24 protein-coding genes and 1 tRNA gene are annotated in these 21,778 nt (G+C 68.0%); 15 read left to right on the top strand and 10 right to left on the bottom strand.

What is annotated here, in order from left to right; all coding sequences use genetic code 11:
- Positions 1 to 88: 88 nt before the first annotated feature.
- A complete protein-coding gene (locus tag EV652_RS06195) occupies positions 89 to 673 on the bottom strand; it encodes a hypothetical protein (protein WP_132208018.1) in 585 nt (194 codons plus the stop codon).
- A 115-nt stretch (positions 674 to 788) separates the two neighbouring features.
- Positions 789 to 1,754: a GNAT family N-acetyltransferase gene (locus EV652_RS06190; RefSeq protein WP_242001594.1), complete on the bottom strand. Its 966-nt coding sequence runs from the start codon at positions 1,752 to 1,754 to the stop codon at positions 789 to 791.
- Positions 1,755 to 1,869: 115 nt separating this feature from the next.
- Between EV652_RS06190 and EV652_RS06185 the strand changes: the two genes are divergently transcribed.
- Positions 1,870 to 1,943 (top strand) — tRNA-Met (locus EV652_RS06185).
- Positions 1,944 to 2,051: 108 nt separating this feature from the next.
- Here the strand turns inward: EV652_RS06185 and EV652_RS06180 are convergent.
- Positions 2,052 to 2,318 (bottom strand): hypothetical protein, encoded by a 267-nt coding sequence (locus EV652_RS06180; protein WP_132208017.1) that lies wholly within the window; start codon positions 2,316 to 2,318, stop codon positions 2,052 to 2,054.
- Positions 2,319 to 2,340: 22 nt separating this feature from the next.
- Here EV652_RS06180 and EV652_RS06175 point away from each other — a divergent pair, with 22 nt between their 5' ends.
- The 3 genes from EV652_RS06175 to EV652_RS44495 all read left to right on the top strand — a co-directional run bounded on the left by EV652_RS06175 (position 2,341) and on the right by EV652_RS44495 (position 6,127).
- A complete protein-coding gene (locus EV652_RS06175; protein ID WP_132208016.1) occupies positions 2,341 to 4,086 on the top strand; it encodes an ABC transporter transmembrane domain-containing protein in 1,746 nt (581 codons plus the stop codon).
- On the top strand, positions 4,083 to 5,876 hold the full coding sequence (locus tag EV652_RS06170; protein ID WP_132208015.1) for an ABC transporter ATP-binding protein: 1,794 nt from the start codon (positions 4,083 to 4,085) through the stop codon (positions 5,874 to 5,876). The genes EV652_RS06175 and EV652_RS06170 overlap by 4 nt, the downstream gene beginning before the upstream one ends.
- A 77-nt stretch (positions 5,877 to 5,953) precedes the next feature.
- On the top strand, positions 5,954 to 6,127 hold the full coding sequence (locus EV652_RS44495) for a hypothetical protein (RefSeq protein WP_199238043.1): 174 nt from the start codon (positions 5,954 to 5,956) through the stop codon (positions 6,125 to 6,127).
- Between the two features lie 188 nt (positions 6,128 to 6,315).
- On the opposite strand, the gene EV652_RS06165 is transcribed toward EV652_RS44495, so the two are convergent.
- The gene (locus EV652_RS06165) at positions 6,316 to 6,915 is read right to left on the bottom strand and encodes an endonuclease/exonuclease/phosphatase family protein (protein ID WP_199238042.1); all 600 of its coding nucleotides are present in this window, start codon (positions 6,913 to 6,915) and stop codon (positions 6,316 to 6,318) included.
- Positions 6,912 to 7,097, bottom strand: a complete 186-nt coding sequence (locus EV652_RS44490; protein WP_199238041.1) for an exonuclease/endonuclease/phosphatase family protein — start codon at positions 7,095 to 7,097, stop codon at positions 6,912 to 6,914. The genes EV652_RS06165 and EV652_RS44490 overlap by 4 nt, the downstream gene beginning before the upstream one ends.
- Before the next feature lie 86 nt (positions 7,098 to 7,183).
- Between EV652_RS44490 and EV652_RS43940 the strand changes: the two genes are divergently transcribed.
- The 4 genes from EV652_RS43940 to EV652_RS06150 all read left to right on the top strand — a co-directional run bounded on the left by EV652_RS43940 (position 7,184) and on the right by EV652_RS06150 (position 10,554).
- Positions 7,184 to 7,357 (top strand): hypothetical protein, encoded by a 174-nt coding sequence (locus tag EV652_RS43940; RefSeq protein ID WP_158441097.1) that lies wholly within the window; start codon positions 7,184 to 7,186, stop codon positions 7,355 to 7,357.
- Positions 7,358 to 7,367: 10 nt separating this feature from the next.
- Positions 7,368 to 8,936 carry a helix-turn-helix transcriptional regulator gene (locus EV652_RS06160; protein ID WP_158441096.1) on the top strand — a complete coding sequence of 523 codons (1,569 nt, stop codon included), beginning with the start codon at positions 7,368 to 7,370 and terminating at the stop codon, positions 8,934 to 8,936.
- Between the two features lie 89 nt (positions 8,937 to 9,025).
- A complete protein-coding gene (locus tag EV652_RS06155) occupies positions 9,026 to 10,114 on the top strand; it encodes a flavin-containing monooxygenase (protein WP_132208013.1) in 1,089 nt (362 codons plus the stop codon).
- Between the two features lie 17 nt (positions 10,115 to 10,131).
- Positions 10,132 to 10,554 carry an SgcJ/EcaC family oxidoreductase gene (locus EV652_RS06150; RefSeq protein ID WP_132208012.1) on the top strand — a complete coding sequence of 141 codons (423 nt, stop codon included), beginning with the start codon at positions 10,132 to 10,134 and terminating at the stop codon, positions 10,552 to 10,554.
- Between the two features lie 64 nt (positions 10,555 to 10,618).
- Here the strand turns inward: EV652_RS06150 and EV652_RS06145 are convergent, their stop codons facing one another.
- The 3 genes from EV652_RS06145 to EV652_RS06135 are packed head-to-tail and all read right to left on the bottom strand — an operon-like array spanning position 10,619 to position 12,836.
- The gene (locus EV652_RS06145; RefSeq protein ID WP_132208011.1) at positions 10,619 to 10,942 is read right to left on the bottom strand and encodes a putative quinol monooxygenase; all 324 of its coding nucleotides are present in this window, start codon (positions 10,940 to 10,942) and stop codon (positions 10,619 to 10,621) included.
- Between the two features lie 17 nt (positions 10,943 to 10,959).
- The gene (locus tag EV652_RS06140; protein ID WP_132208010.1) at positions 10,960 to 11,946 is read right to left on the bottom strand and encodes a proline racemase family protein; all 987 of its coding nucleotides are present in this window, start codon (positions 11,944 to 11,946) and stop codon (positions 10,960 to 10,962) included.
- The gene (locus EV652_RS06135) at positions 11,946 to 12,836 is read right to left on the bottom strand and encodes a MurR/RpiR family transcriptional regulator (protein WP_132208009.1); all 891 of its coding nucleotides are present in this window, start codon (positions 12,834 to 12,836) and stop codon (positions 11,946 to 11,948) included. The genes EV652_RS06140 and EV652_RS06135 overlap by 1 nt, the downstream gene beginning before the upstream one ends.
- Positions 12,837 to 12,917: 81 nt before the next feature.
- Between EV652_RS06135 and EV652_RS06130 the strand changes: the two genes are divergently transcribed.
- The 7 genes from EV652_RS06130 to EV652_RS06100 are packed head-to-tail and all read left to right on the top strand — an operon-like array spanning position 12,918 to position 19,862.
- Positions 12,918 to 14,003: a C45 family autoproteolytic acyltransferase/hydrolase gene (locus EV652_RS06130; RefSeq protein WP_132208008.1), complete on the top strand. Its 1,086-nt coding sequence runs from the start codon at positions 12,918 to 12,920 to the stop codon at positions 14,001 to 14,003.
- 8 nt (positions 14,004 to 14,011) lie between these two features.
- A complete protein-coding gene (locus EV652_RS06125) occupies positions 14,012 to 15,634 on the top strand; it encodes an ABC transporter substrate-binding protein (RefSeq protein WP_132208007.1) in 1,623 nt (540 codons plus the stop codon).
- A 5-nt stretch (positions 15,635 to 15,639) separates the two neighbouring features.
- A complete protein-coding gene (locus tag EV652_RS06120; RefSeq protein WP_132208006.1) occupies positions 15,640 to 16,584 on the top strand; it encodes an ABC transporter permease in 945 nt (314 codons plus the stop codon).
- The gene (locus EV652_RS06115) at positions 16,581 to 17,423 is read left to right on the top strand and encodes an ABC transporter permease (RefSeq protein WP_132208005.1); all 843 of its coding nucleotides are present in this window, start codon (positions 16,581 to 16,583) and stop codon (positions 17,421 to 17,423) included. Before EV652_RS06120 ends, EV652_RS06115 begins: the two co-directional genes overlap by 4 nt.
- Entirely contained in the window at positions 17,420 to 18,214 is a 795-nt protein-coding gene (locus EV652_RS06110) for an ABC transporter ATP-binding protein (RefSeq protein WP_132208004.1), read from the top strand. The genes EV652_RS06115 and EV652_RS06110 overlap by 4 nt, the downstream gene beginning before the upstream one ends.
- Positions 18,211 to 19,038: an ABC transporter ATP-binding protein gene (locus EV652_RS06105; RefSeq protein WP_132208003.1), complete on the top strand. Its 828-nt coding sequence runs from the start codon at positions 18,211 to 18,213 to the stop codon at positions 19,036 to 19,038. The genes EV652_RS06110 and EV652_RS06105 overlap by 4 nt, the downstream gene beginning before the upstream one ends.
- Entirely contained in the window at positions 19,035 to 19,862 is an 828-nt protein-coding gene (locus EV652_RS06100; RefSeq protein ID WP_132208002.1) for an alpha/beta hydrolase family protein, read from the top strand. The genes EV652_RS06105 and EV652_RS06100 overlap by 4 nt, the downstream gene beginning before the upstream one ends.
- Here the strand turns inward: EV652_RS06100 and EV652_RS06095 are convergent.
- Positions 19,834 to 20,487, bottom strand: coding sequence for a response regulator transcription factor (locus tag EV652_RS06095; protein WP_132208001.1), 654 nt, complete (start codon positions 20,485 to 20,487; stop codon positions 19,834 to 19,836). The two genes, EV652_RS06100 and EV652_RS06095, sit on opposite strands and share 29 nt — an antisense overlap.
- Positions 20,478 to 21,749, bottom strand: coding sequence for a sensor histidine kinase (locus EV652_RS06090; protein ID WP_242001593.1), 1,272 nt, complete (start codon positions 21,747 to 21,749; stop codon positions 20,478 to 20,480). Before EV652_RS06090 ends, EV652_RS06095 begins: the two co-directional genes overlap by 10 nt.
- Positions 21,750 to 21,778 lie beyond the last annotated feature (29 nt).

The raw sequence follows: 21,778 nt of genomic DNA, 5'->3' as shown, positions 1-21,778 counted from the left end.
TCGACCACCGTCGATGTCGCCGCCCCGGTTCGTTGCCCACAGCATCGGCTGCCGAGAGCGCCGGAGAGGCAGCGCCGGCTTCACACGATCAGCTGGTGGTCTCCGGATGGAAGCCGGTCGCCGTGTCGAGCAGATCCTGCTCGGAGAAACGTCCGCGATCGAGAGACACCTCGGCAGCGACCCCGGGCGAGACGAAGTAGAACACCTCGTCGCCCGCGACCAGGCCGTCGTACGCGCCGACCTTGACCGGGCGCAGCTCCCAGGTCTCCGGATCCTTCTCCTCGTACTCGGCCAGGAAGTCCTTGAGCGCCTCGAGATCCGACAGCTTCTCGCCGCGCATGGTCTTCATCGTCAGGTCGACTTTGTACGCACCCTCGGGATCCGGCGCGGTCTCCCAGACCCGGCTGTGGAAGCTGACGTCCTCCCACTCGTACTCGAAGTCGGTCGGCGTACCGATCCCGTCGGGAAGATGCTCGATCACGAAGCCGTCCAAGGTGCATGCCCTCTGCTCGGTCGATGGGGGAGCCACGGCGTACCCGGATCGCGGCTCGATACCGGTCGCCGCAGCCGAGGCGGTCGTCCAGATACCGAGTGAGGCGAGGACGACCGCGCTCCCGATCACGATACGACGGGTCGTCGGAACGGCTCGGGAACCAAGGGAAGAACGCGACATGGCTGCCTCCTGAGGACGCCGACGCCCTGCCTGCTGCAAGGCGTCTTCTTGCCCTAGAAGTTGCACCGATCGGCGCCCTTCCCGGCGCGCGAATTCGAACCTGTGGAAAAGCTCCTCAGTACCCGATCAGCCGATGCAGCCGGTGGAACGTCTGCTGAAAACCGAGCTTCGGCCAAGTCCGCGACGACAGGAGGTTGGTAACCCGCCAGTCGGTGACCACGGCTGTGTAGCCGGTGTCGGCGGACCACTGCAGCACGGCCTCACCCAACGCGCGGCCGGCCCCGCGACCACGTGCCTCCGGCAGTACGGCGGCATAGCCCAGGAATCCCGCGTTGTCCGGCCGAGCCAGCCCGCTGTGCGCACTGGACTTGTCCACCGAGCACCCGACGGACGAGCCGATCACGCGACCGTCGTACTCGGCAACAAATGTCGCGTAGTCCAGGTCGTCGATCGATTCCTCCCAGTCGGCCAGTGCCTCCTCCAGCGTGGGTAGCTCCCCGGCCGAGAACACCGGCGACTGTCCTTGGTGCTGTGGCAGTACCAGGTCCAGCTCGGCCAGTACGGCGATGTCGTCGCGCGTGCCACGTCGTACGGTCAGACCAGGCGGTGCCTCCAGCCGCGTGGTCGGCGCCGGACGAACCGCGTGCGCGTGTTGCGAGCCGAAGCCCAGCCTGAACCAGGCGTCGACCAGCTCCGCGTCGTCCGGCACTAGCACGTACTGAGCCGTCCGGCCGTCGTCCACCCACTTGGCGGCGGCAGCGCCGTAGAGGTCGCGGATGTGTTCTGGCTCACGCACGGCCTGGCCTGCGGCCTCGATCCAGACGTTGGGACCCCAGACAGGCGACGGCTTGGGCGCACCCAGCACGTAGCCGGTCAGCTCGTCTCCCTCCAGCAGTACGGCGCCGGACGCGCTCTCGCTCTCCCAGAGGGCCGTGACCTCGACCACGGCGACCTGCTCGTCCTCGTACTCGGCTGGCAGCAGAGGGTGTCGCTTCCGGTGCTCCCTGTGCCGCTCCGCGAGCAGGCCGGCGGCCGCAGGCAGGTCCGCCTCCGCGAACGGGCGAATGACGTGTCGGGACATACCCGGACGGTACGCCGCACCGCCCGCCTGTGGCACGGGTTTTCGCTCACCCCGAGCCACACCGGGAGCCGATTTGGTTGCTCAGCGCCGATCCACTAAACTAAAACCACAACGGCGCGGGGTGGAGCAGCTCGGTAGCTCGCTGGGCTCATAACCCAGAGGTCGCAGGTTCAAATCCTGCCCCCGCTACGAAAGAAGGCCCGGACCAACAGGTCCGGGCCTTCGTTTTGTCCTATGGGGTCTGACCTGCAGGTTGTCCAACTGGAGATCTCGTCCTGATGGCGGGAGTGAGCTGCTTCACACCGGTTCGTCGGTCGGGTCTTCGGCGGACATTTCGCGATCTGTACCCAGATCAGTACCCAAGGCATCCGTGCTGGACGTCGTGCCGGTGACCGTGATGTCGGCGTGGCCGATCCGCTCGCCGAGTATCTTGATGTTGGGCCTGCATCCTGCCCGCTCGACTCCCGCGGGCTCGGAGCGACGCATGACGGTCGTTGCTGGCAGCACCCACTGCCAGCGGTCTTCAAGGGCAACTGTGAGGAATGCGTCTCGCTCGCCGCGCATGGGGCACGGCTAGGGTTGGCTGATGTCGAACAGCCGCGGGTCGGCGGATCGGTTGGCCGAGGACTGGATCCCTCCCGCGCCCCGCGACACGAGTGGCCCATTCCGCTTCCTGTTCTGGCTCGCCTGGTCGCAGGCGCGCCGCGTCGCGGCAGGCGCGGCGCTGGGGAGTTCCTGGATGGTCGGCCTGGCCGTGTCGCCGTGGGTGCTGTCCCGCGCGGTCGATGATGGTCTCGTCGCTGGAGACACTGCAGCCCTGGTCACATGGTGTGTGGTGCTGGTCGTGGTGAGCCTGCTCATCGCCGTACTGGCGATCTCCCGGCACCGAACCATGACGAAGATCCGCATGGACGCATCGTTCCGCACAGTGCGCACGGTCGTGCGGCACACCGCCCGCTTGGGCTCTGCGCTGTCCCGGCGGATCGGCACGGGTGAGGTGGTGACGATCGGTATCTCCGACGTACAGATCGTCGCGCAGGCGATGACCGTGACGGGTCCGGGGTTCGGCGCGGTCGTGGCGTACGCGGTGGTCGCTGTGGTGCTGTTTACCATGTCGCCGCTCCTGGCCTTGGTCGTGCTTGCCGGGGTACCGCTGCTGGCTGCCACCGTCGGGCCGCTACTGCGACGCATCGAGCGCACCGGCGGCGACTACCGGGTAGACCAGGGCATGCTGACCACGCGGCTGGTGGACATCCTGGGCGGGCTGCATGTGCTCAACGGCCTCGGAGGCAAGGAGTTTGCGGCCGAGCGCTACACGCGCCAGTCGCGGGAACTGGTGGAGCGTGGCTACCGCGTCGGCAGCCCGGCGAGCTGGGTGACCGCTCTGGCGAGCGGGCTGCCCGCACTGTTTCTGGCGGCAGTGGTGTGGCTGGCGGCGCGAATGACCGCGCAAGGCGAAATCACCATCGGAGACCTCGTCGCGGTCTACGGCTACGTCGCCGTACTTGTTGTACCGGTGTCGTCCTTCATTGAGAGCGGTGGCGAGATCGCCCGCGCGCGGGTAGCCGCCCGGCGCATCGTCGACCTGCTCAATCTGCGGCCCGAACACGACAGCCTCCATGACGTGATCGACCTCCCGGCTGGCTGCGGGCCGCTGGCCGACCCGGAGTCCGGCGTCCTGGTGCGGCCCGGTCTCTTGACGGCGCTGGTGAGCGCGCGTCCCGATGAAGCAATCGCCGTGGTGGAGAGGTTGGGCCGGTTCACCTGCACCGACGCGACGTGGGCAGGGGTGCGGGTCGACGCGGTAGCGGCCGACCAGTTGCGGGACAGGTTGGTTGTCGCCGACAACAACGCCGACCTGTTCGCAGGTACGGTACGCGCCGCCGTCGCGGGTCGGTTCGAGCCCGACGACAAGCGGATCGATGCGGCAGTGCGGACCGCCGTGGCAGAGGACGTCGTGGAGGCGCTGCCCGGCGGTCTGGACGCGCCCGTCACGTGGGGCGGCAGCACATTGTCAGGCGGGCAGCGGCAGCGGCTCCGCCTGGCGCGCGCCCTCTACGCCGCACCGGACGTGTTGCTGGCTGTCGAGCCGACCTCCGCAGTCGACGCGCTCACCGAGGCCGCCGTAGTCGACCGGGTACGCGTGGCCAGGCGCGGCCTCACGACAGTGGTCACTACGACGTCGCCGCTCGTACTCGACCAAGCCGACGAGGTCATCTTCCTGGTCCACAACCGCGCCGCGGCGTCCGGCACGCATGAGGAGCTGCTGCGCGACAACGCCGCCTACCGGGACCTGGTGTCCCGCGTGCAGGACGGGCAGGTGGGCTCGTGACTGCGACGCTGCCTGTGGCAGGGGCAAAGCTGGTTCGGGCCGCGGCGTGGGGCGACCTACGCGCGGACCGCGGCGCCGTAGCCGGCCTCCTGCTGCTCAACGGCATGGCCTCTGCGGCGGGCCTGGTCGGGCCGTGGTTGCTCGGCCGGATCGTCGACGCAGTCCGGGCGGGCTCCGGCGACGTACTCGGCACCGTGGATCGCCTGGCGCTCGGTGCGCTGGTGTTCACCGTCGTGCAGATGCTGCTAGGGCGGTGGGCGCTTGCAGTGGGCTACCGGTTCGGCGAGCGCACGGCGGGTCGGGTTCGCGAGCGGTTCCTGGCGCGTACGCTCGCGCTGCCGCCGTCTGTCGCGGAGCATGTGCCCGCCGGCGACCTGATCGCCCGCGGTACTACGGACGCCTCCGTGGTGGCGTTGACGCTGCGGCGGGCGGTGCCCGAGGTCCTCGTGGCCCTCGTCCAGGCTGTGTTCCTCATCGCCGCAGTGCTTGTGCTGAACCCGCTGCTCGGGCTGTGCGGGCTGGTGTGCTTCCTCGGCGTGGGCGCCGCGCTGCGCTGGTACCTGCGGCGTGCCCGTCCGGCCTACCTGACCGAGGCGGCCACCGGCGCGCGGCTCGCCGACGTCGTCACGAGCACCGCGAAGGGCGCCCGCACGATTGAGGCGCTCGCACTGGAAGGCCGACGCGCAGAGGCCGCAGACAGAGCAGTCGCCGACGCAAGGGCCGCCCGGCTGCGGACACTGCGGCTGCGGACGGTGCTGTTCCCGTCGTTCGATGTCTCGTGCGCGCTGCCGGCCGTCGGTGTTCTGCTGGTGGGTGGGGCGCTGCACGCGAACGGTCTGGTCAGCGTCGGCGTGGTCGTGGCCGCGACGGTGTACATGCGGCAGCTGGTGGGTCCATTGGACACGCTGACGGTGTGGGTGGAGCAGTTGCAGGGCGCGATCGCGTCCTATGCGCGGATCGAGGGACTTGCGGAGGTACCGCGCGAGGAGCTCAGGACTGCTGCGTCCCCGACAGACGACCGCATCGAGGTGTCCGGCGTCCGCTACGCCTACGACGGCGGCCGGGACGTACTGCGTGGAATCGACCTGGTGGTGCGGCCCGGCGAGCGGCTGGCCATCATTGGCACCTCAGGGGCGGGGAAGTCCACGCTGGCCCGGCTGCTGGCGGGCCTCGACCGACCCCGCACCGGGTCGGTGACCGTGGGAGGGACGCCGGTGGCGGACCTCCCGGCGGACCGGCTACGCGAACAGGTAGTGCTGATAACCCAGGACCACCACGTCTTTCACGACACGGTGCGCGACAACCTACGGGTGGTGAAACCGAACGCCACCGACGAGGAACTGCGCGGCGCGCTGGAGGCTCTGGGCGCGCGCTGGATCAACGACTTGCCGCAAGGCCTGAACACGGAGGTCGGCGCCGTCATCAGCCTCGATGGCGCGCGTGCCCAGCAGTTGTCGCTGGCGCGAGTCGTGCTTGCCGACCCGCACACGCTGATCCTGGACGAGGCAACGGCGTTGCTCGACCCGACGACCGCCCGGGAGACGGAGCAGTCGCTGGCGGCGGTCCTGCGCGGGCGCACGGTCATCGCAATTGCCCACCGGCTGCAGACCGCGCACGACGCCAACCGAGTGGCGGTGCTGGAGGCGGGCGAACTGGTCGAGCTGGGCACCCACGACCAACTCGTTGGTGCGGGCGGCCACTATGCCAGTCTGTGGACCTCCTGGCACGGTGAGTACGACGGACAGGACCCGAGACGACAGCCGGGCGCGGCCCGTCGCGCAGGACAGTGAAGCCGGCCTTCGAATTGTGGGGGAGTTGCGGTGGGTACTGGCTAGGTATCCGCCCGACTTCCGACAAGGAGCATTCGATGTTCGCGATCATCGCCGCAGTTATCTTCGGGCTCGCGCTCATCCTGGACTGGGCCAACGTCCGGGCCAGCGACGCATTCACGCCGCAGACACTTCTCACCGCTGGTCTTCTGTGCGTTGCACTTCACCTGGCCGGTGTCGGCACTGCCCGCAAGTGGGGCCGACGCCGCTGACGAACACGCAGCAACAAGCGCCCGGACCACAGGTTCCGGGCGCTTGTTACGTGAGCCAGATGACGATGCCGGTGAGGTGGTGGAGGATGCTGGCGGTGCCGGCCTGGATGGCGGCGGTGGCTCGGGTCGGCGTGAAGGGGTTGGGGTATGGCGAAACTGAACCGGGACAAGGGCGACGAACGCGGGCGTTAGAACTTGACCCGTACCTGCAGCCCCAGGTGGTCGGAGAGGTACCCCGGACCACCGGGCATCGGCAGTTCGCCGGTGAAGGTCAGTTCCGCCGCCTCGACCGTGATCGACGGATTCGAGAGCAGCAAGAAGTCGATGCAGTTCGAGATCTTGCCCGGCTCGAGGTACGCCGCATGGAACGTCGGAGGACAGTCGTCGCCGAAGGCATCGAGCAGGCCGGTGTCGCGGATGGAGTCGCGGTACAGCGAACTGTCGCGGGCAATGTTGAAGTCGCCGGACACGATCGCGGGCTGCTGTACTGTGCCGACGTACTGGCCGAGCGCGGCCAACTGGCCCTGGTGCAGGCGGTAGAAGCGGTTCGTCTGTGACCAGTCGCCGTCGCGGTTGGCCAGCAGGTGGGTGTTCACGATGCTGATCCCCGCCAGTCTGGTCACCAGCGATCCCTTCATGGCCGCCGTCAGCCGGTACAGCCGGGGCAGTCCGGCCATGTCAGCGGCTGACGGGATCGGGAAGCGGTGGTAGCTGCTCCCGGCGACAGGTCTCCGCGACACGGTCACCAACCCGCCGGCCGGCCCGGCCGCCGAGCGGCGGAAGTTCACGAAGCGGTACGACGTCGCACCAACTGCCGGAGGTGGTAGTAGGTCAGTACCTCCTGGAAGTTGACGACATCCACCGCGGACGCTTCGAACACTGCGGCAATCGCCGTGCACCGCTCGCCCAGTCGCGAGCCGCGGAGCGGGATGCCCCGGGTGTTGAGTGAGGCAACAGTCAGGCCGCTCATGGTCCTCCAGTCGTATCCCGAGTCAGGGTAGTTGCCGCGGGAAACCCTGATGTGGTTGCGGGGCGTCCTTCAGTAGGTTCGGGTGGGTGATGACTTTTGAGGTGACGATCCGGGGGTTCGCCGGGACCGACGAGGCGCCGGGCGAGGTAGTCGAGCGGGTACGGCGCGTTGTCGGTGGGCGGGAGGTTGTGCTGGCGGAGGGCGCGCCTGGTCGGTTCGAGGAGCTCGAGGAGCAGTACCGGATCGAGCATGGAGGCTGATACTGGGCACGTGGACGCTGTCGCCGAGGCCAGGAGTGCGTACGACGCACGGGCCTGGGCGCGGGCGTACGAGCTGTTGGCGGCCGCGGGAACCCTGGACGCCGACGACCTGGACCGGTATGCCGTCGCGGCGATGCTGCTGGGTCGGATGGATGACTACTACGCCATCCGTGAGCGCGCCTACGAGCAGTTGCTCGCACAACACGACCTGCTCGGCGCAGCGTCCGCCGCGCTCTGGTCCGGGCTTCAGCGGATGGTGTCCGGCGACGTGGTGGTCGGTGGCGGCTGGCTGGCCCGCGCCGCACGGCTGATCGAGGAGGACGGGACCGACTCGGTACCCGCCGCCGTCCTGAGGATGAGTGAGGCCTTCGGGGCAGCAGACCTGGAGCAGGCGCTGGCGATCAGCAATGAGGCGGTCGCAGCCGGGCGCCGGCTTGGCAACAGGGACTTGGTCGGGCTGGCGCTGCACCAGGAAGGACTGTTCCTGCTAGAGCTCGGTCGTACGGCGAACGGCCTGGCGAAGCTGGACGAGGCCATGGTCGAGCTCACCTCCGGCTCGCTCTCGCCGATGGTGACCGGCATCGTCTACTGCGGTGCGATCTCCGGCTGCTGGACGGTGTACGAGCTTCGGAGGGCGGAGGAGTGGACCGCCGCGATGACCCGGTGGTGCGACGCGCAGCCCGAGTTGGCCAACTTCACCGGCGAGTGCAAGGTACGTCGGGCCGAGCTCAAGCAACTGCGTGGCGCGTGGACCGACGCCCGCAAGGATCTGGCCGGCGTGAGCACAGCCGACATCGACTTGTGGGCTGCCGGTTGCGCGGCGTACGTGCGTGGGGATCTCGACCGACTGCAGGGACACTTCGCCGATGCCGAGGAGTGCTTCACCGAGGCGAGCCGGCTCGGCTATGACCCGCAGCCCGGACTGGCTCTGCTACGGCTGCAGCAGGGCAGTGTGCAGGCGGCGGCTGCGATGATCCGCCGATGTCTCTCCGAGTCGCAGAACGACGCCAAGCGCGTGGAGGTCCAGTTCGCCGCTGCCGAGATCCTGGTGGCGTCGGGCGACCTCGAAGCGGCCGAGAAAGCAGTCGACGCCCTCGCCGATCTCGCGAGCAAGTGTCGTACCACGATCGTCTACGCGCTCCAGGAACAGGCCCAGGCGATGATCCGCCTCGCCGAAGGCCGCCCGGACTCCGCACTGACGCCGGCCCGCGCTGCCCTGCGCCGGTGGGTCGAGCTGCGAGCGCCGTACCAGGAAGCTCGCACGCGGTTGCTGATCGCGGATGCCTGCCGTGCGCTGGGCGACAACGAGTCGGCGGACCGCGAGACATCGACAGCGCGACAGACGCTGGAGAACCTCGGCGCTGTGGCCGAGCCGAGAAGGCCGGAGGGACTGCTTTCGCCGCGCGAGATCGAGGTACTACGGCTCGTCGCCACCGGAGCCACCAACCGCGTGATCGCCGATCAACTGGTGCTGAGTGAGCGGACCGTAGATCGGCACGTCAGCAACATCTTCACCAAGCTCGGCGTCTCGTCGCGGTCTGCCGCGACGGCGTACGGTCTCGAGCACAAGCTGGTCTGAGCGGTACCCATTCACGGTGTTGGGTACTTTCACCGACGCGGCACAGCAGCGCGGATTCCTACCTTCGATACAACACGAGGGAGGAAGACATGAGGTACGAGACAGTTGTGATCGGGGCCGGACAAGCGGGTCTGTCGGCCGGGTACCACCTCGCCGAGCGCGGCAAGCCGTTCGTCATCCTGGACGCCGCGGACCGGGTCGGAGGGTCGTGGCTGAACCGCTGGGACTCGCTGGCCCTGTTCACGCCGGCCAACCGCGACAGCCTGCCCGGGGCCAAGTTCGGGGGTGGCTACACCTTCCCGTCGAAGGACGAGATGGTCGCCTACCTGGAGCGGTACGCCGAACAGTTCGCGCTACCGATCCGCCTGAACACCAAGGTGGACGGACTGTTCCGCGAGGGTGACGGATACCGCGTCACCGCGGGCACCGAGTCGTTCGAAGCGGACAACGTCATCCTGGCGACCGGCGTACACCGGGTGCCGAAGATCCCGGCCTTCGCCGGTGAACTCTCGCCTGACATCGTCCAACTGCACACGGCCGACTACCGCAACCCCGGACAGTTGCGGCCGGGCACCGTGCTGATTGTCGGCGCGGGGAACTCCGGTGCCGAGATCGGGGTCGAGGTCGGCAGGACGCACAAGGTCCAGCTGGCCGGCCGCAACGTCGGCTACCTGCCGATCGAGATGCGCGGCTGGCAGGGCAAGCTGATGTTCCCGCTGGTCTGGTGGGTGTGGGAGCACATCCTGACCGAGGACAAGAAGCCGGGCCGCAAGGTGCAGGCCGAGGCGCTCGAGGGCCACGGCGAGTTCCTGATCCGGCAGAAGGAGAAGGACCTGCTCGCCGTCGGCATCGAACGCGTCCCGCGCATCGCCGGTGTCGTCGACGGACGGCCGCAGACCGAGGACGGCGTACTGCTCGACGTCGCCAACGTGATCTGGTGCACCGGATTCACGCCCGACTTCGGCTGGATCGACCTGCCCGGCCTGGACTCGTCCGGGCGGATCGCCAACGAGCGAGGCTGTGTCACCGGGCAGCCGGGGCTCTACGTGCTGGGCCAGGAGTTCCAGTACATGTTCAACTCGCACACGGTCGGCGGCGTCGGCAAGGACGCGGCGTACGTCGTCCGGCAGATCGCCAAGCACAACGCACCACACCTGTTGACCTCAAGCGAGGTTTAGCTAGCAGGATCGGCGGCATGAAGATCGAAGGACAGATCCCGAGTCAGGCCGATGTCGATGCGATCCTGGCGCTGGTCGACGCCGTACAGGATGCCCAGAGCAACGAGGACGTGGACGCGTTCATCGCACTGTTCCGCAAGGACGCGCTGTGGGTGACGGGGCACGGCAAGCGGCTGTACGGGCGGGACACCATTGCGGAGTTCACCAGCCGGGTGCTGCCCGGGGCGACGAAGGATTCGTACGCCACCTACGTCCCGGACCACCTGCTGTTCGTCCGGCCCGACATAGCCGTCGTCAACGTCAACCAGACCTACGTCCGTCGCGACGGCTCGACCACCGAGCTGCCGGCCGAACACGGCAGCCCGGTCTACTTCCTCGCCAAGAACGGGGACACCTGGCAGATCGCGGCGGCGCAGAACACCGTCGTCGTCGCGGAGTGAGTCGCGGAGTGAGTCGCGGAGTGAGTCCCGGAGTGAGTCGCGGGTTGAGTCGCGGGTTGACGAGCTACTTCACCGCGAGTTCGCCGAGTTCGGACCAGTCGTCCTGGGGGAGCTTGAAGTTGACGATGCGTGGGGTCTCCACCAGGTACTGCGGGAGGTGCTGCTGAGCGGCCTTGAAATGGGCCGAGGTGACGTGGGCCGTGGCCGCGTCGTCGTCGGCGAAGGCCTCGACCAGGACGTACTCGTCGGTGTCGTCGAGGGAACGGGACCAGTCGAACCACAGGCAGCCCGGCTCGGCCCGGGTGGCCTGGGTGAACTCGGCACTGATGGACGGCCAGTTCGAGGCATGCTCGGGCTGAACGCGGAACTTCGCGGTAATGAAGATCATGCGCCCGATGCTAGCCCTCAGCGCAGCGTGAAGCCGGTGCCGAGGGGGTCGCGGGGGTCGAGGGTGAAGGTGGCCGTGCCGGTCCGGTACGCCGCGCCCTCGACCTCGGTGATCACCCCACCGTCGACAACCTCCACCACACGCCCTAGGAACGTGGTCCCCACGATCGACTCGTGCCGCAGCACCTGACCGTCGGCCAGTCGGCCCTCGTCGTACAGCAGCGCAAGGCGCGCCGACGTACCGGAGCCGCACGGCGACCGGTCCACCTCCCCGTCGGCGAAGATTGCGACGTTGCGCTGGTGCGGTCCACTGTCCGAGGAACCCAGGTCGTCGTAGAAGATCGTCCCGTAAACACCGTTCAGCCGCGGGTCGACGGGGTGGACGGCCTGCGTGTCGAGCGCCCACTTGATCTCCCGCCCCACCGCGATGAGGTCGGCGTAGCAGGCAGGTGTCACCGACAACCCGACCGATGACGCCGGGACGGAGGCGTAGAAAGCGCCACCGAAACTCAGATCGGCGACGACATCCCCACGCGACGTCGACACCGCCAGACCGAGGCCAGCGACGTACGACGGAACGTTGCGAAAGGCAACGCCGGACACCGCTCCACCGGTACAGGTGACCCGGGCAACCACCCGTCCGGACGGTACGTCGATCACCACATCCGTAACCCCATCAGGGGAAGCGGGCACCAGACCGCTTTCGACCGCCCAGGTGCCCAGGGCAATCGTCCCGTGCCCGCAGGCCGTCGAATACCCGTCCTTGTGCCAGAAGAGCACGCCGAAATGCGCATCGTCATCGTTGGCCGGAACAACGAACCCGCCGTACATGTCCGCGTGCCCGCGCGGCTCGTTCACCAGTAGCTGCCGGACCGCATCGACAGTCGGCGACGTCTGGGCGAACACCCGTCGCTCCGGCACCGAAGCACCCGGAATCTCCACCGATGTCACGATCCGGAACGGCTCCCCGGCGGCGTGGTAATCGACCGTGCTGACCGGAAGCATCAGAATCCCAGCTGCTGTCGGAGGGACTCGAGGGTGTGCGCCGACTCCATCGTCCGCTCGGTGTCCGCGGCCGCCACCGCCTGCGCCAGCGCGTCGGTGGTGACGATCGTGGTCAGCACCTCCGCGGTGATCCCGGTGACCGTGTTCGGGACGTGGATCGCCACCGTCACGTCGGCGGCCAGTCGTTCGGCGATCAGCTGCTCGCTGAGCAGGATGATCCCGGCGCCGACCGCGCGGGCCCGGTCGATCACGATCTCCGCGTCGATGACGAGGCGGCCGGGGGCGATCACGATCACCACGTCGTCGGCCCCGATCGCGAGCAGGTCGTCGGCGAGCCGGAACCCGGCGGTCTGGATGCAGCGGCTGCGCCGGCCGAACCGGCGCAGCTTCAGCGTCAGGTGCTCCGCCGCCACGTAGTTGGCGCCGAACCCGTACGTCGCGATCTCGCGCGCGTCGAGCATCAGCCGGACCGCCTCCTGGTAGGCGTCCATCGCCATGTGCTGGTTGAGGAACTCGATCCGCTCGATCGCCTCCGTGATCACCCGGTCCCAGACGTGCTTGGGGTCCCCGCCGGTGGACTCGATCCGGCTCCGCAGCCGCTCCTCCCGTCGGCTCGGGTGCTGGAACGGTGAGGCGACGCGGTCCTTGAGCTCGGCCAGCCCGGCGTACCCGAGGGACTGCAGGGTGCGGACGACGGTGGCGTTGCTGGTCTTGCTCGCCTGGCCGAGCTCGGCCGCGGACAGATACAGCAGCCGCTCCGGCGAGATCTCCGACAGCGACCGGCAGACCGCGCGGGAGGCGGGCGTGAAGTCGTCCCAGTGGTCCCGGATGCGGGCCCGGAGCTCGGCAATCGCCGGATTTCTCGTAACCCCTGTTACATCATCGGCCATCTGTGTATCATCCGTTCCCATCGCGGTTGTAACAACTCATCCAAGCACACCAGTTCTGTAACACATCGTCAAAGGAAGCTGATGCGGATCATCGAAGTGTCCAGCCCCTCGGCCCATGATCGCGGACGGCAGTACGGTCGCGCTGCGGCGGACCTGATCGGCACGGCGATCGAGTACTACGGCCGGGCGTTCGAACTGCAGACCGGACGGACCTGGGCGCAGATCCTCCAGCAGTCCGCCCCCTGGGAGCAGCTGATCAGCAGCGAGTTCCCCGAGTTGTACGACGAGATCCGCGGTATCGCGGACGGCGCCGGCGTCAGCGTCCGCGAGATCGTGGTGCTGAACTGCCGCGGCGAGATCGTGTACGACGCACCACTGCCCGAAGAAGAAGACGTCCCCGACGGCTGTACGTCGTACTCGCTGACAGCCGGTGACGGTCATGTCTACACCGGCCAGAACTGGGACTGGCGCCACGCCGTCCGCGACACCGTCGTCATCCTCCGCATCGTCCAGCCCCCGAAACCCACCATCGTCATGCAGGTCGAGGCGGGCCAGATCGGCCGGCACGGCGCCAACTCGCTCGGGTTCGCGCTCAACGCCAACGGCCTCGGCGGCCGGTTCGACGACACCATCGGCGTACCGCAGACCATCATCCGCCGTCTCGTCCTCGACTCGGCCTCGATCTCCGACGCGCTCAAGGTCCTGGTCAAGACTCGCGCGCACATCGCGAGCAACGCGCTGCTGACCGATCGATCCGGCTACAGCATCGACCTCGAGACCACCCCTGGCGCCCACGGCTGGGAGTACCCCACCGGCGGGCTGCTGGTCCACGGCAACCACTACCAGGCGTTCGTCCCGCCCCAACTGGCGGCGAACCACCGCCCGATGTCGCCCGACTCCCTGCTCCGCGTCCCGCGAGCCCAACAGGGTCTGCGCGAGGCGTTGACGGCGACCGACGTACGCAAAGCCATCCGCACCGCGATGTCGGACCACCTCGGTCTGCCCGACTCGTTGTGCGCCCACCCCGACGAGCGACTGCACGAGCTGCGCCAGTGGTCGACCCTGCTGTCCAGCTGCGTCGACCTGACCACCGGCGAGTACTACGTCGCGCCCGGGACTCCCTGCGAGCACGAGTACGAGCTCATTCCGTTCAATCTTTACGACTAGGAGTATCAATGTCCGGCAAACACCTTGGTACGGCGCTCTGTGCCTCCGCCGTACTCGTCCTCGCAGGGTGTGGTGGTGGCCAGAACGCCGCACAGTCGCCCGTCAAGGACCAGGTCAAGCTCGTCGACAGCACGCCGGCCGCGGCCGGTCAGCTCGACCAGGCGACCTGGTTCATGCCGAAGGAACCGCGGTCGCTCGACCTCGACGCGGACGCGGCGAACTCGCAGAGCGACCTGATCATGGCGAACGTCTGCGACCGCCTGCTGCAGCTCCAGCCCGACTTGACCCTCAAGCCGGGTCTGGCCGAGAAGTACGAGTGGAAGGACAAGACCAGCCTGGTCTTCACCATCCGGCAGGGCGTGAAGTTCCACGACGGCAGCGCCCTGACCGCCGACGACGTGCTGTGGAGCCTGCAACGGCACTCGGCCGACGGCGCCTCGGAGTCCGACGAGTACGTCAACGTGACCGGTGTCGCGAAGACCGGGCCGAACGAGATCACCGTGAAGTTCAAGCAGCCGGACGCCGTCTTCGTCGAGGCGATCGCCGGTGACGCGGGTGTGGTCTTCAGCCGCAAGTTGGTCGAGGCCCAGGGCAAGAAGTTCGGTACGCCGGACGGCACCGACGCCTGCACCGGCCCGTTCGAGCTGTCGGAGTGGGCGCCGGGCAAGCAGATCGTGCTGACCAAGTCCGCCACGTACTGGGACCCGGAGAAGGCGGCCAAGACCGACAAGATCACCTTCAAGTGGGGTAGTGACGACGTCATCGTCAACTCGCTCGTCACCGGCGCCGCGACCGGCTCGTACCTGGAGAACCTGTCCTCGGCGACCCAGCTCGCGGGCGGTACGGTCACCACCGTCAGCCAGGGCCCCGACACTCGGGTCTGGAACCTGATGGTCACCGAGAAGGGCGCCCTCAAGGACGTCCGGCTCCGCAAGGCACTCGCGCTGGCGATCGACCGCGAGGGCGTCTCCAAGGCAGCACTCTCCAGCCTCGGGCAACCGTGGAAGGAGCCGGTCGGATCTGGCGCCTGGGGCTACGAGAAGGCGAAGTTCCAGGCTGCGTACGACGCCATCGACGGCTTGCCGGCAGCACCGCAGCAGGCCGACATCGACGCGGCGAAGAAGCTGGTCCAGGAGGTCGGTCAGACCCAGCCGATCGTGGTCGCCAGCGACGGCAGCCCGGTCCGCAACGTGATCGCGAACGCGGTCGTCGACGCCGCCCAGAAGATCGGGCTGCAGGCAACGATCACGCAGATCCCGATCCAGGGCTACGACATGACGGACGCGTCGGTGCGGGCGACGGCCGACCTGTTCAGCGACGACTACTTCATCTCCAAGAACGACCCGGTCGGCTTCTACAAGAACGGTGCCAGCAACTCGTCGGTGCAGTGGCTGCTGCGTGATCCGGCGTACGACGAACTCGTGAGCAAGGGCCGGGCCGCGCTCGAGGACGCGGAGCGGGCGACGATCGCGATCGAGCTGGCCAAGCGCTGGACCGACGCGATGCCGTGGATCCCGGTGGTGCAGAGCCCGAGCACGGTGGCGCTGTCCACCAAGGTGACCGGCGTTCCGGCCAGTGGCTGCTACCGCTACTACCCGTGGGCCGCCGACCTCGGGACGAAGGGGGCCTGAGACAGATGGTCGCACTGCGGCGCCTCGGCGCGATGGTGCTCACCCTGGTGATCAGCTCGTTCGTGATCTTCGCCGGCATGTACGCCGCGCCCGGGGACCCGGTGTCGTTCCTGATCGGGAACCCGGAGAACATGACACCGGAGCGGATCGCCGCGGTGCGAGCCGAGTACCACCTCGACGACCCGTTCATCACCCAGTACCTGACCTGGGCGAAGGATCTGCTGCACGGCGACTTCGGTACGTCGATGGTCTACCAGCAATCCGTCACGACGCTGCTCGGCAGCCGGTTGCCGGTGACGCTGTCGCTGGTCGTCTACGCGTCGGTGTTGTTCATCGTGATCGGGGTGCTCCTCGGCATCTGGTCGGCACTGCGCCGGGGGACCGCCGTGGACGCCCTGATCACCGGAGTGACGACGTTCGCGACGTCCATCCCGAACTTCGTCGTCGCGGTGGTGCTGATCTCGGTCTTCGCGGTGAAGCTGCGCTGGTTCGCGGTGTCGGGTCCGGGCGAAGGGTTCTTCGGCCGGATCCACCACCTGACCCTGCCCGCGATCGCGCTGTGCCTCGGCGCGATCGCGGTGGTCAGCCGCGTGACCCGGCAGACGATGGTCGAGCAGCAGAGTCTCGACCACGTCGAGGCGGCGCGCAGCTACGGTCTGGCGCAGCGCAAGACGGTGGCCAGACACGTGTTGCGCAACTCGCTGGGCCCGATCGTGACGATGTGCGGCCTGATCGTGGCCGGCATGCTGGCCGGCACGGTCGTGGTCGAGGGTGTCTTCGGCCTCAACGGCATCGGCAGTCTGTTGGTCGAGGCAATCAACACTCACGATTTCCCTGTGGTGCAGGCGATTCTGCTCTACATGGTGATCGCGTACATGGCGGTCACGGTGATCGTCGACCTCATCTATCCGTTGCTCGATGCACGGGTTCTCGCCAGGAGTGCCGCATGACAGTCGCTGTTCTGACCGATGTGACGGTACGCCGCAAACACGAGTGGCCGTTCTACCTGAGTGCCGGCGTCCTCGTGATCGCCGTACTCGCGGCCGTGTTCGCTCCGTGGGTGGCGCCGTACGACCCGGCGAAGACCGACTTCGGCGCGATCTGGCAGCCGGCCAGCCCGGCGCACTGGCTCGGGACCGACCAGCTCGGCCGGGATCTGCTGTCGCGGATCATCCACGGCGCCCGGCCGAGCCTGCTCGGCGCGATCGCGCTGCTGGCCGTGGCGACGGTGCTCGGCGTACTGATCGGCGTGACCGCCGCGTGGAAACAAGGATGGGTCGATACCGCGCTGAGCCGGATCACGGATGTGATGTTCGCGTTCCCGGGCCTGTTGTTCGTCGTTCTGTGTATCGCCGTGTTCGATCGCGGCGAGCTCACCTCGGTGCTCGGGATGGCGCTCGCCTATGCACCCGCGATCGCCAAGTTCACCCGGTCGATCGCGTTGGAGGAGATCGCCCGCCCGTACGTCGACGCCTATCGGCTGCAGGGGGTCGGCGGGTTCGTGCTGTGCTTGCGCTACCTGCTGCCGAACCTGTTGCCGGCGCTCGTCGGGTATCTCGTGGTGCTGTTCGGCGAGGGACTGATGAGTCTCGCGTCGTTGAACTTCCTGGGGTTCGGGTCCCAGCCGCCGAGTTCGGAATGGGGACTGATGGTCCAGGAGGGCCGGACCGGCGTGATCCAGGGCATCGTCGGACCGGCGCTCGTCCCCGGTCTCACCATCGCGATCGTGGTGGTCGCGACGAATGTGGTCGGTGTCCGGCTGTCCGACAAACTGGCGGTGCGACGATGACCACCTTGCTGGAGATCAGTGATCTGAAAGTCAGCGTCCGCACCACGGAGATCCTGCGAGGCATCTCCGTCACCGTCGAGGCCGGCGAGACCGTCGGCCTGGTCGGCGAATCGGGCTCCGGGAAGTCGACCACGGCCCGCGCCGCGCTCAAACTCTTCCCGGACCAGGCGGCGACGTCGGGCGCGGTCGTTGTCGGCGGCACCGATCTGCTGACCTGCCCGCCCGCTGAGGTCCAGGACGTGCGGGCCAACCACGCCGCGATGATCTTCCAGGCTCCGCGGACGGCGCTCAACCCGGTCCGGCGGATCGGTGATTCGGCGACCGAACGGCTCGTCCAGGTGCACGGCGTACGGAAGAACGTTGCACGAGGCAAGCTCGTTGAGTTGTTCGGCGAAGTCGGGTTGCGGGATCCGGAGCGGTTGCTGCGGTTGTATCCGCATCAACTGTCCGGCGGCATGCTGCAGCGGGTGGTGATCGCGGCCGCGCTGAGTATCGACCCACGTCTGCTGCTGGCGGACGAGGCGACGAGTGCGCTGGACGTGACCACGCAGGCCGAGGTGCTCGCGTTGCTGAGACGGCTGCGGGCCGAGCGGGACCTCGGGGTGCTGTTCATCACCCACGACCTGCACCTGGCGGCGGCGTACTGCGATCGCGTCTACGTGATGAAGGACGGTCTGATCGTCGATCACCAGCCCGGGCAGACGATCTTCGAGAACCCTGTCAACGAGTACACCCGGGCGCTGGCGGCCGCCGTACCCAAGTTGCCGGACCGTGAGGAGGTGCCGACATGACCCTGCTCCAGGTACAAGGACTTGGCAAGACGTACGGCGAACGGCGCGGAGCGGCACCGACCGTCGCCGCGCGCGACATCAGTTTCACCGTCGAGGCTGGTGGATCGCTCGGGGTGGTCGGCGAATCCGGCTCGGGCAAGACCACGGTCGCGCGGATGCTGGTCGGACTGACCTCGCCCGACACGGGCAGCGTCACCATCGACGGCGTGGAGCTCCATCGGGCCGGACGTGGTCGTGCGGCGCGGTTGCAACGAGCTCGCGCGATCCAGATGGTGTTCCAGGACCCGTACACCTCGCTCGATCGCCGACTGACCGTGGAAGGCTGCCTTCGCGACGTACTGCGCCGGCATCGACCGTCCGCATCCGCCAACGAGATCGGCAAGCTGCTCGATCAAGTGGGCCTCGGGCAACGATTCCTGACGTCGAGACCCCATGAACTGAGCGGTGGCCAGCGGCAACGCGTCGCGATCGCGCGGGCCCTCGCCGTACACCCGAAGGTTCTCGTCCTCGACGAGGCCGTCTCCGCCCTGGACGTCTCGGTCCAGGCCAAGATCCTGGCCCTGCTCAAGGAGATCCGCGAGTCCTTGGGCATCGCCCTGGTCTTCGTCAGCCACGACCTCGCCGTGGTCGGTGAGGTCACCGACCGGATCGTGGTGATGTACCGCGGTGCCGACGTCGAGCAGGACGACACCGACGCGCTGTTGCGCCGGCCCCAACACCCTTACACCCAGATGCTGCTCTCTTCCGCCCCCGGACCCGGCTGGCAGCCGGAGCGGGTCGGCGAGCTGAGAGCCGCGTTCGCACTCACCGAAGGACGTCCATGACACACACCTCGACCTTCTACCAGCGCGGGGCGACGCCGATCTTCGCGTCCCAGGCCGACCCGCGGCTGCACTACTGCCTGTACGTGCCGCACCAGTTGGCCGACGACGACCGCGCGCCGTTGGTGGTCGTTCAGCACGGCACCGCGCGCTCGGCGGCGAACTACCGCAACCAGTTGAAGGAGTTCGCCGACGAACAGGGCGCCGTCGTCCTGACGCCGATCTTCCCGGCCGGCCTGGTCGATCCGACCGACCTGCACAACTTCAAGTTCATCGAGTACCAGGGGATCCGGTTCGACCGGATGCTGCTGTCGATCGTGGACGAGGTCGCGTCCCGGTACCCGGTCGCGGCGGAGAAGTTCTACCTGCACGGCTTCTCCGGCGGCGGGCAGTTCACGCACCGGTTCCTCTACCTGCACCCGGACCGCCTGGCCGCCGCCTCGATCGGTGCGCCCGGCCGGATCACCCAACTGGACGACGCCCTGCCGTGGTGGCTCGGCACGAAGGGGTTCGAGGAGAAGTTCGGCCAGCCGATCGACGTCGACGCGCTGCGCCGGGTCCCGATCCAGCTCGTGGTCGGCTCCGAGGACGTCGAGACCTGGGAGATCATGAATCGCGGCGAGTCCAACTGGATGGACGGCGCCGAGCTCACCGGCACCACCCGGATCGAGCGCCTGCGCACGCTGGAGAAGAACTACCGCTCCCATGGCCTCGACATCACCTTCGACGTCGTCCCCGGCGCGGCCCACTCCGGCCGCAAGATCCTCCCGACCGTGGAGCGGTTCTTCACCGACCAGTTCAAGAACCGGTCAAACCCAGGTACGTGAGGACGGCGAGGACGCGCCGGTTGCTGCTGTCGTCGTCGGTGATGCCGAGCTTGCCGAACAGCGACGTCGTGTACTTGCTGATGGCGCTGTCACTGAGGAACAGCCGCTGTCCGATCGCCTGATTGGACAGGCCCTCGGCCATCAGACTGAGGACGGCCAGTTCGCGTTCGGTGAGCTTCTCGAGCCGGCGGTTCGAGGAGCCGCTGGACATCAGCTTGGTGATGACGGCCGGGTCCATGGCGGTCCCGCCGGCGGCGACGCGTTCGAGCGCATCGACGAACTGATCGGCGTCGAACACGCTCTCCTTGAGCAGATAGCCGATACCGCTGGCGCCGTTGGCCAGGAGTTCGCGGGCGTACAGCTGCTCGACGTGTTGGGACAGGATCAGGACTGGTAGTCCTGGTACTTCGAGACGAGCGGCAAGCGCTGCCTTCAGGCCCTCGTCCGACTGGGTCGGCGGCATCCGGACGTCGATGACGGCGACGTCCGGCCGCCACTTCAGCAACGCGGCGAGGGTCTCCGGACCGGTCGTCGCCGTCGCCACGACCTCGTGCCCGTAGGCCTCGATGAGGCGGACCATTCCGTCCCGCAGGAGGTAGAGGTCTTCGGCAACGACTATTCGCATGGCACCGTCATCCTCGCACGGGTCGGGCCGCCGGCCGGGCTGGTGAGGTCAAGGGTGCCGTCGAACACCGCGAGGCGGCGGCGCAATCCGGCGAGTCCGCCCTCGGCGCTCACCTCGGCTCCGCCCCGGCCATTGTCCTCGACCTCGACCACGATGGCTGTGTCGTCCCGGGCGATGGAAATGTGCGCTCGGGCCGCGTGGGCGTGCTTGATCGCGTTGGTCAGCAGTTCGGCAATACCGAAGTACAGGGCGGACTCGATCGGCGGATCCAGCCTGAGCTCGACCTCGGCGCTGACCTCTGTCTCGAGCGGGCTGTCCATGGCCAGGGCACGGACGGCGTCGACGAGGCCGCGCTCGTTCAGCACCGGTGGGTTGATGCCCCGGACCAGTTCGCGGAGCTCGGTAAGTGACGTGGCGGCACCGACACGGGCTTCGCGCAGCAGCGCCCTGGCCTGTGCGGGGTCAGTCTCCATCAGCTTCTCCGCGGTCGCCAGCGATAGCCCGAGCACGACCAGTCGCGCTTGCGCTCCGTCGTGCAGGTCCCGCTCGATCCGGCGGATCTCGGCAGCCTGCGCCACGGTCGTGTCCGCCCGCTGAGCTGTCAACTCGTCGACCCGGTCCGCCAGCGCCATCGCCGCCGACGGGCGGAGGAACCGTACGGCGACCGGCTCGATCGGCCGCCACGCGTACGGCGCACTGCCGATCGCCACGACCAGGCCAAGAACGCCAACAAGGGGCACCGACTGGGAGAAGCCGAGTACGCCGGCCACGACTCCGGCCGGCGGGATCGCCGCGACCAGACCCGCGGTGAACGGTGCGATCGCGATGAAGCGTAGGTCACGCCAATTGGCGGGGTCCTTGAACCGCAGCCGCAACTCCTGGTCCTCGCGAGCCTCCTTACTGGTGCGCGAGTACGACGTGCCGTTCCACCAGTACCCGGTGGACATCTGCGTCACCGGCCCGACCTCCAGATAGCCGGCCGGGATCACGGTGCTCGTCCACTTCGCGACCAGGGAGCGGACCATCTGGCAGACCGGCCGGGACAGAGCGAGAGTCCCGACACAGGCCAGCACGACCAACGGGATCCAGGACCACGGGTTGCCCGCCCACCAGATCGCCACCGTCACGGCGGCGGCCCACACGGCGGGGACCAGCATGCTGACCACCGTCACAACACACGCCCGGACGAACCCCACGCAGGCACTCTTCACCCACGACATCGAAACCTCTTCCTCGCTGCGGTTGGTGATTTCACTCTGCACCACCCGAACCGCGAATTCGGCCAGATCGG

It is taken from the genome of Kribbella steppae (assembly GCF_004342025.1).
Classification (GTDB): Bacteria; Actinomycetota; Actinomycetes; order Propionibacteriales; family Kribbellaceae; genus Kribbella; species Kribbella steppae.
The sequence above is the reverse complement of the archived record's forward strand: the minus strand, read 5'-3'. Positions and strand labels throughout refer to the sequence as shown.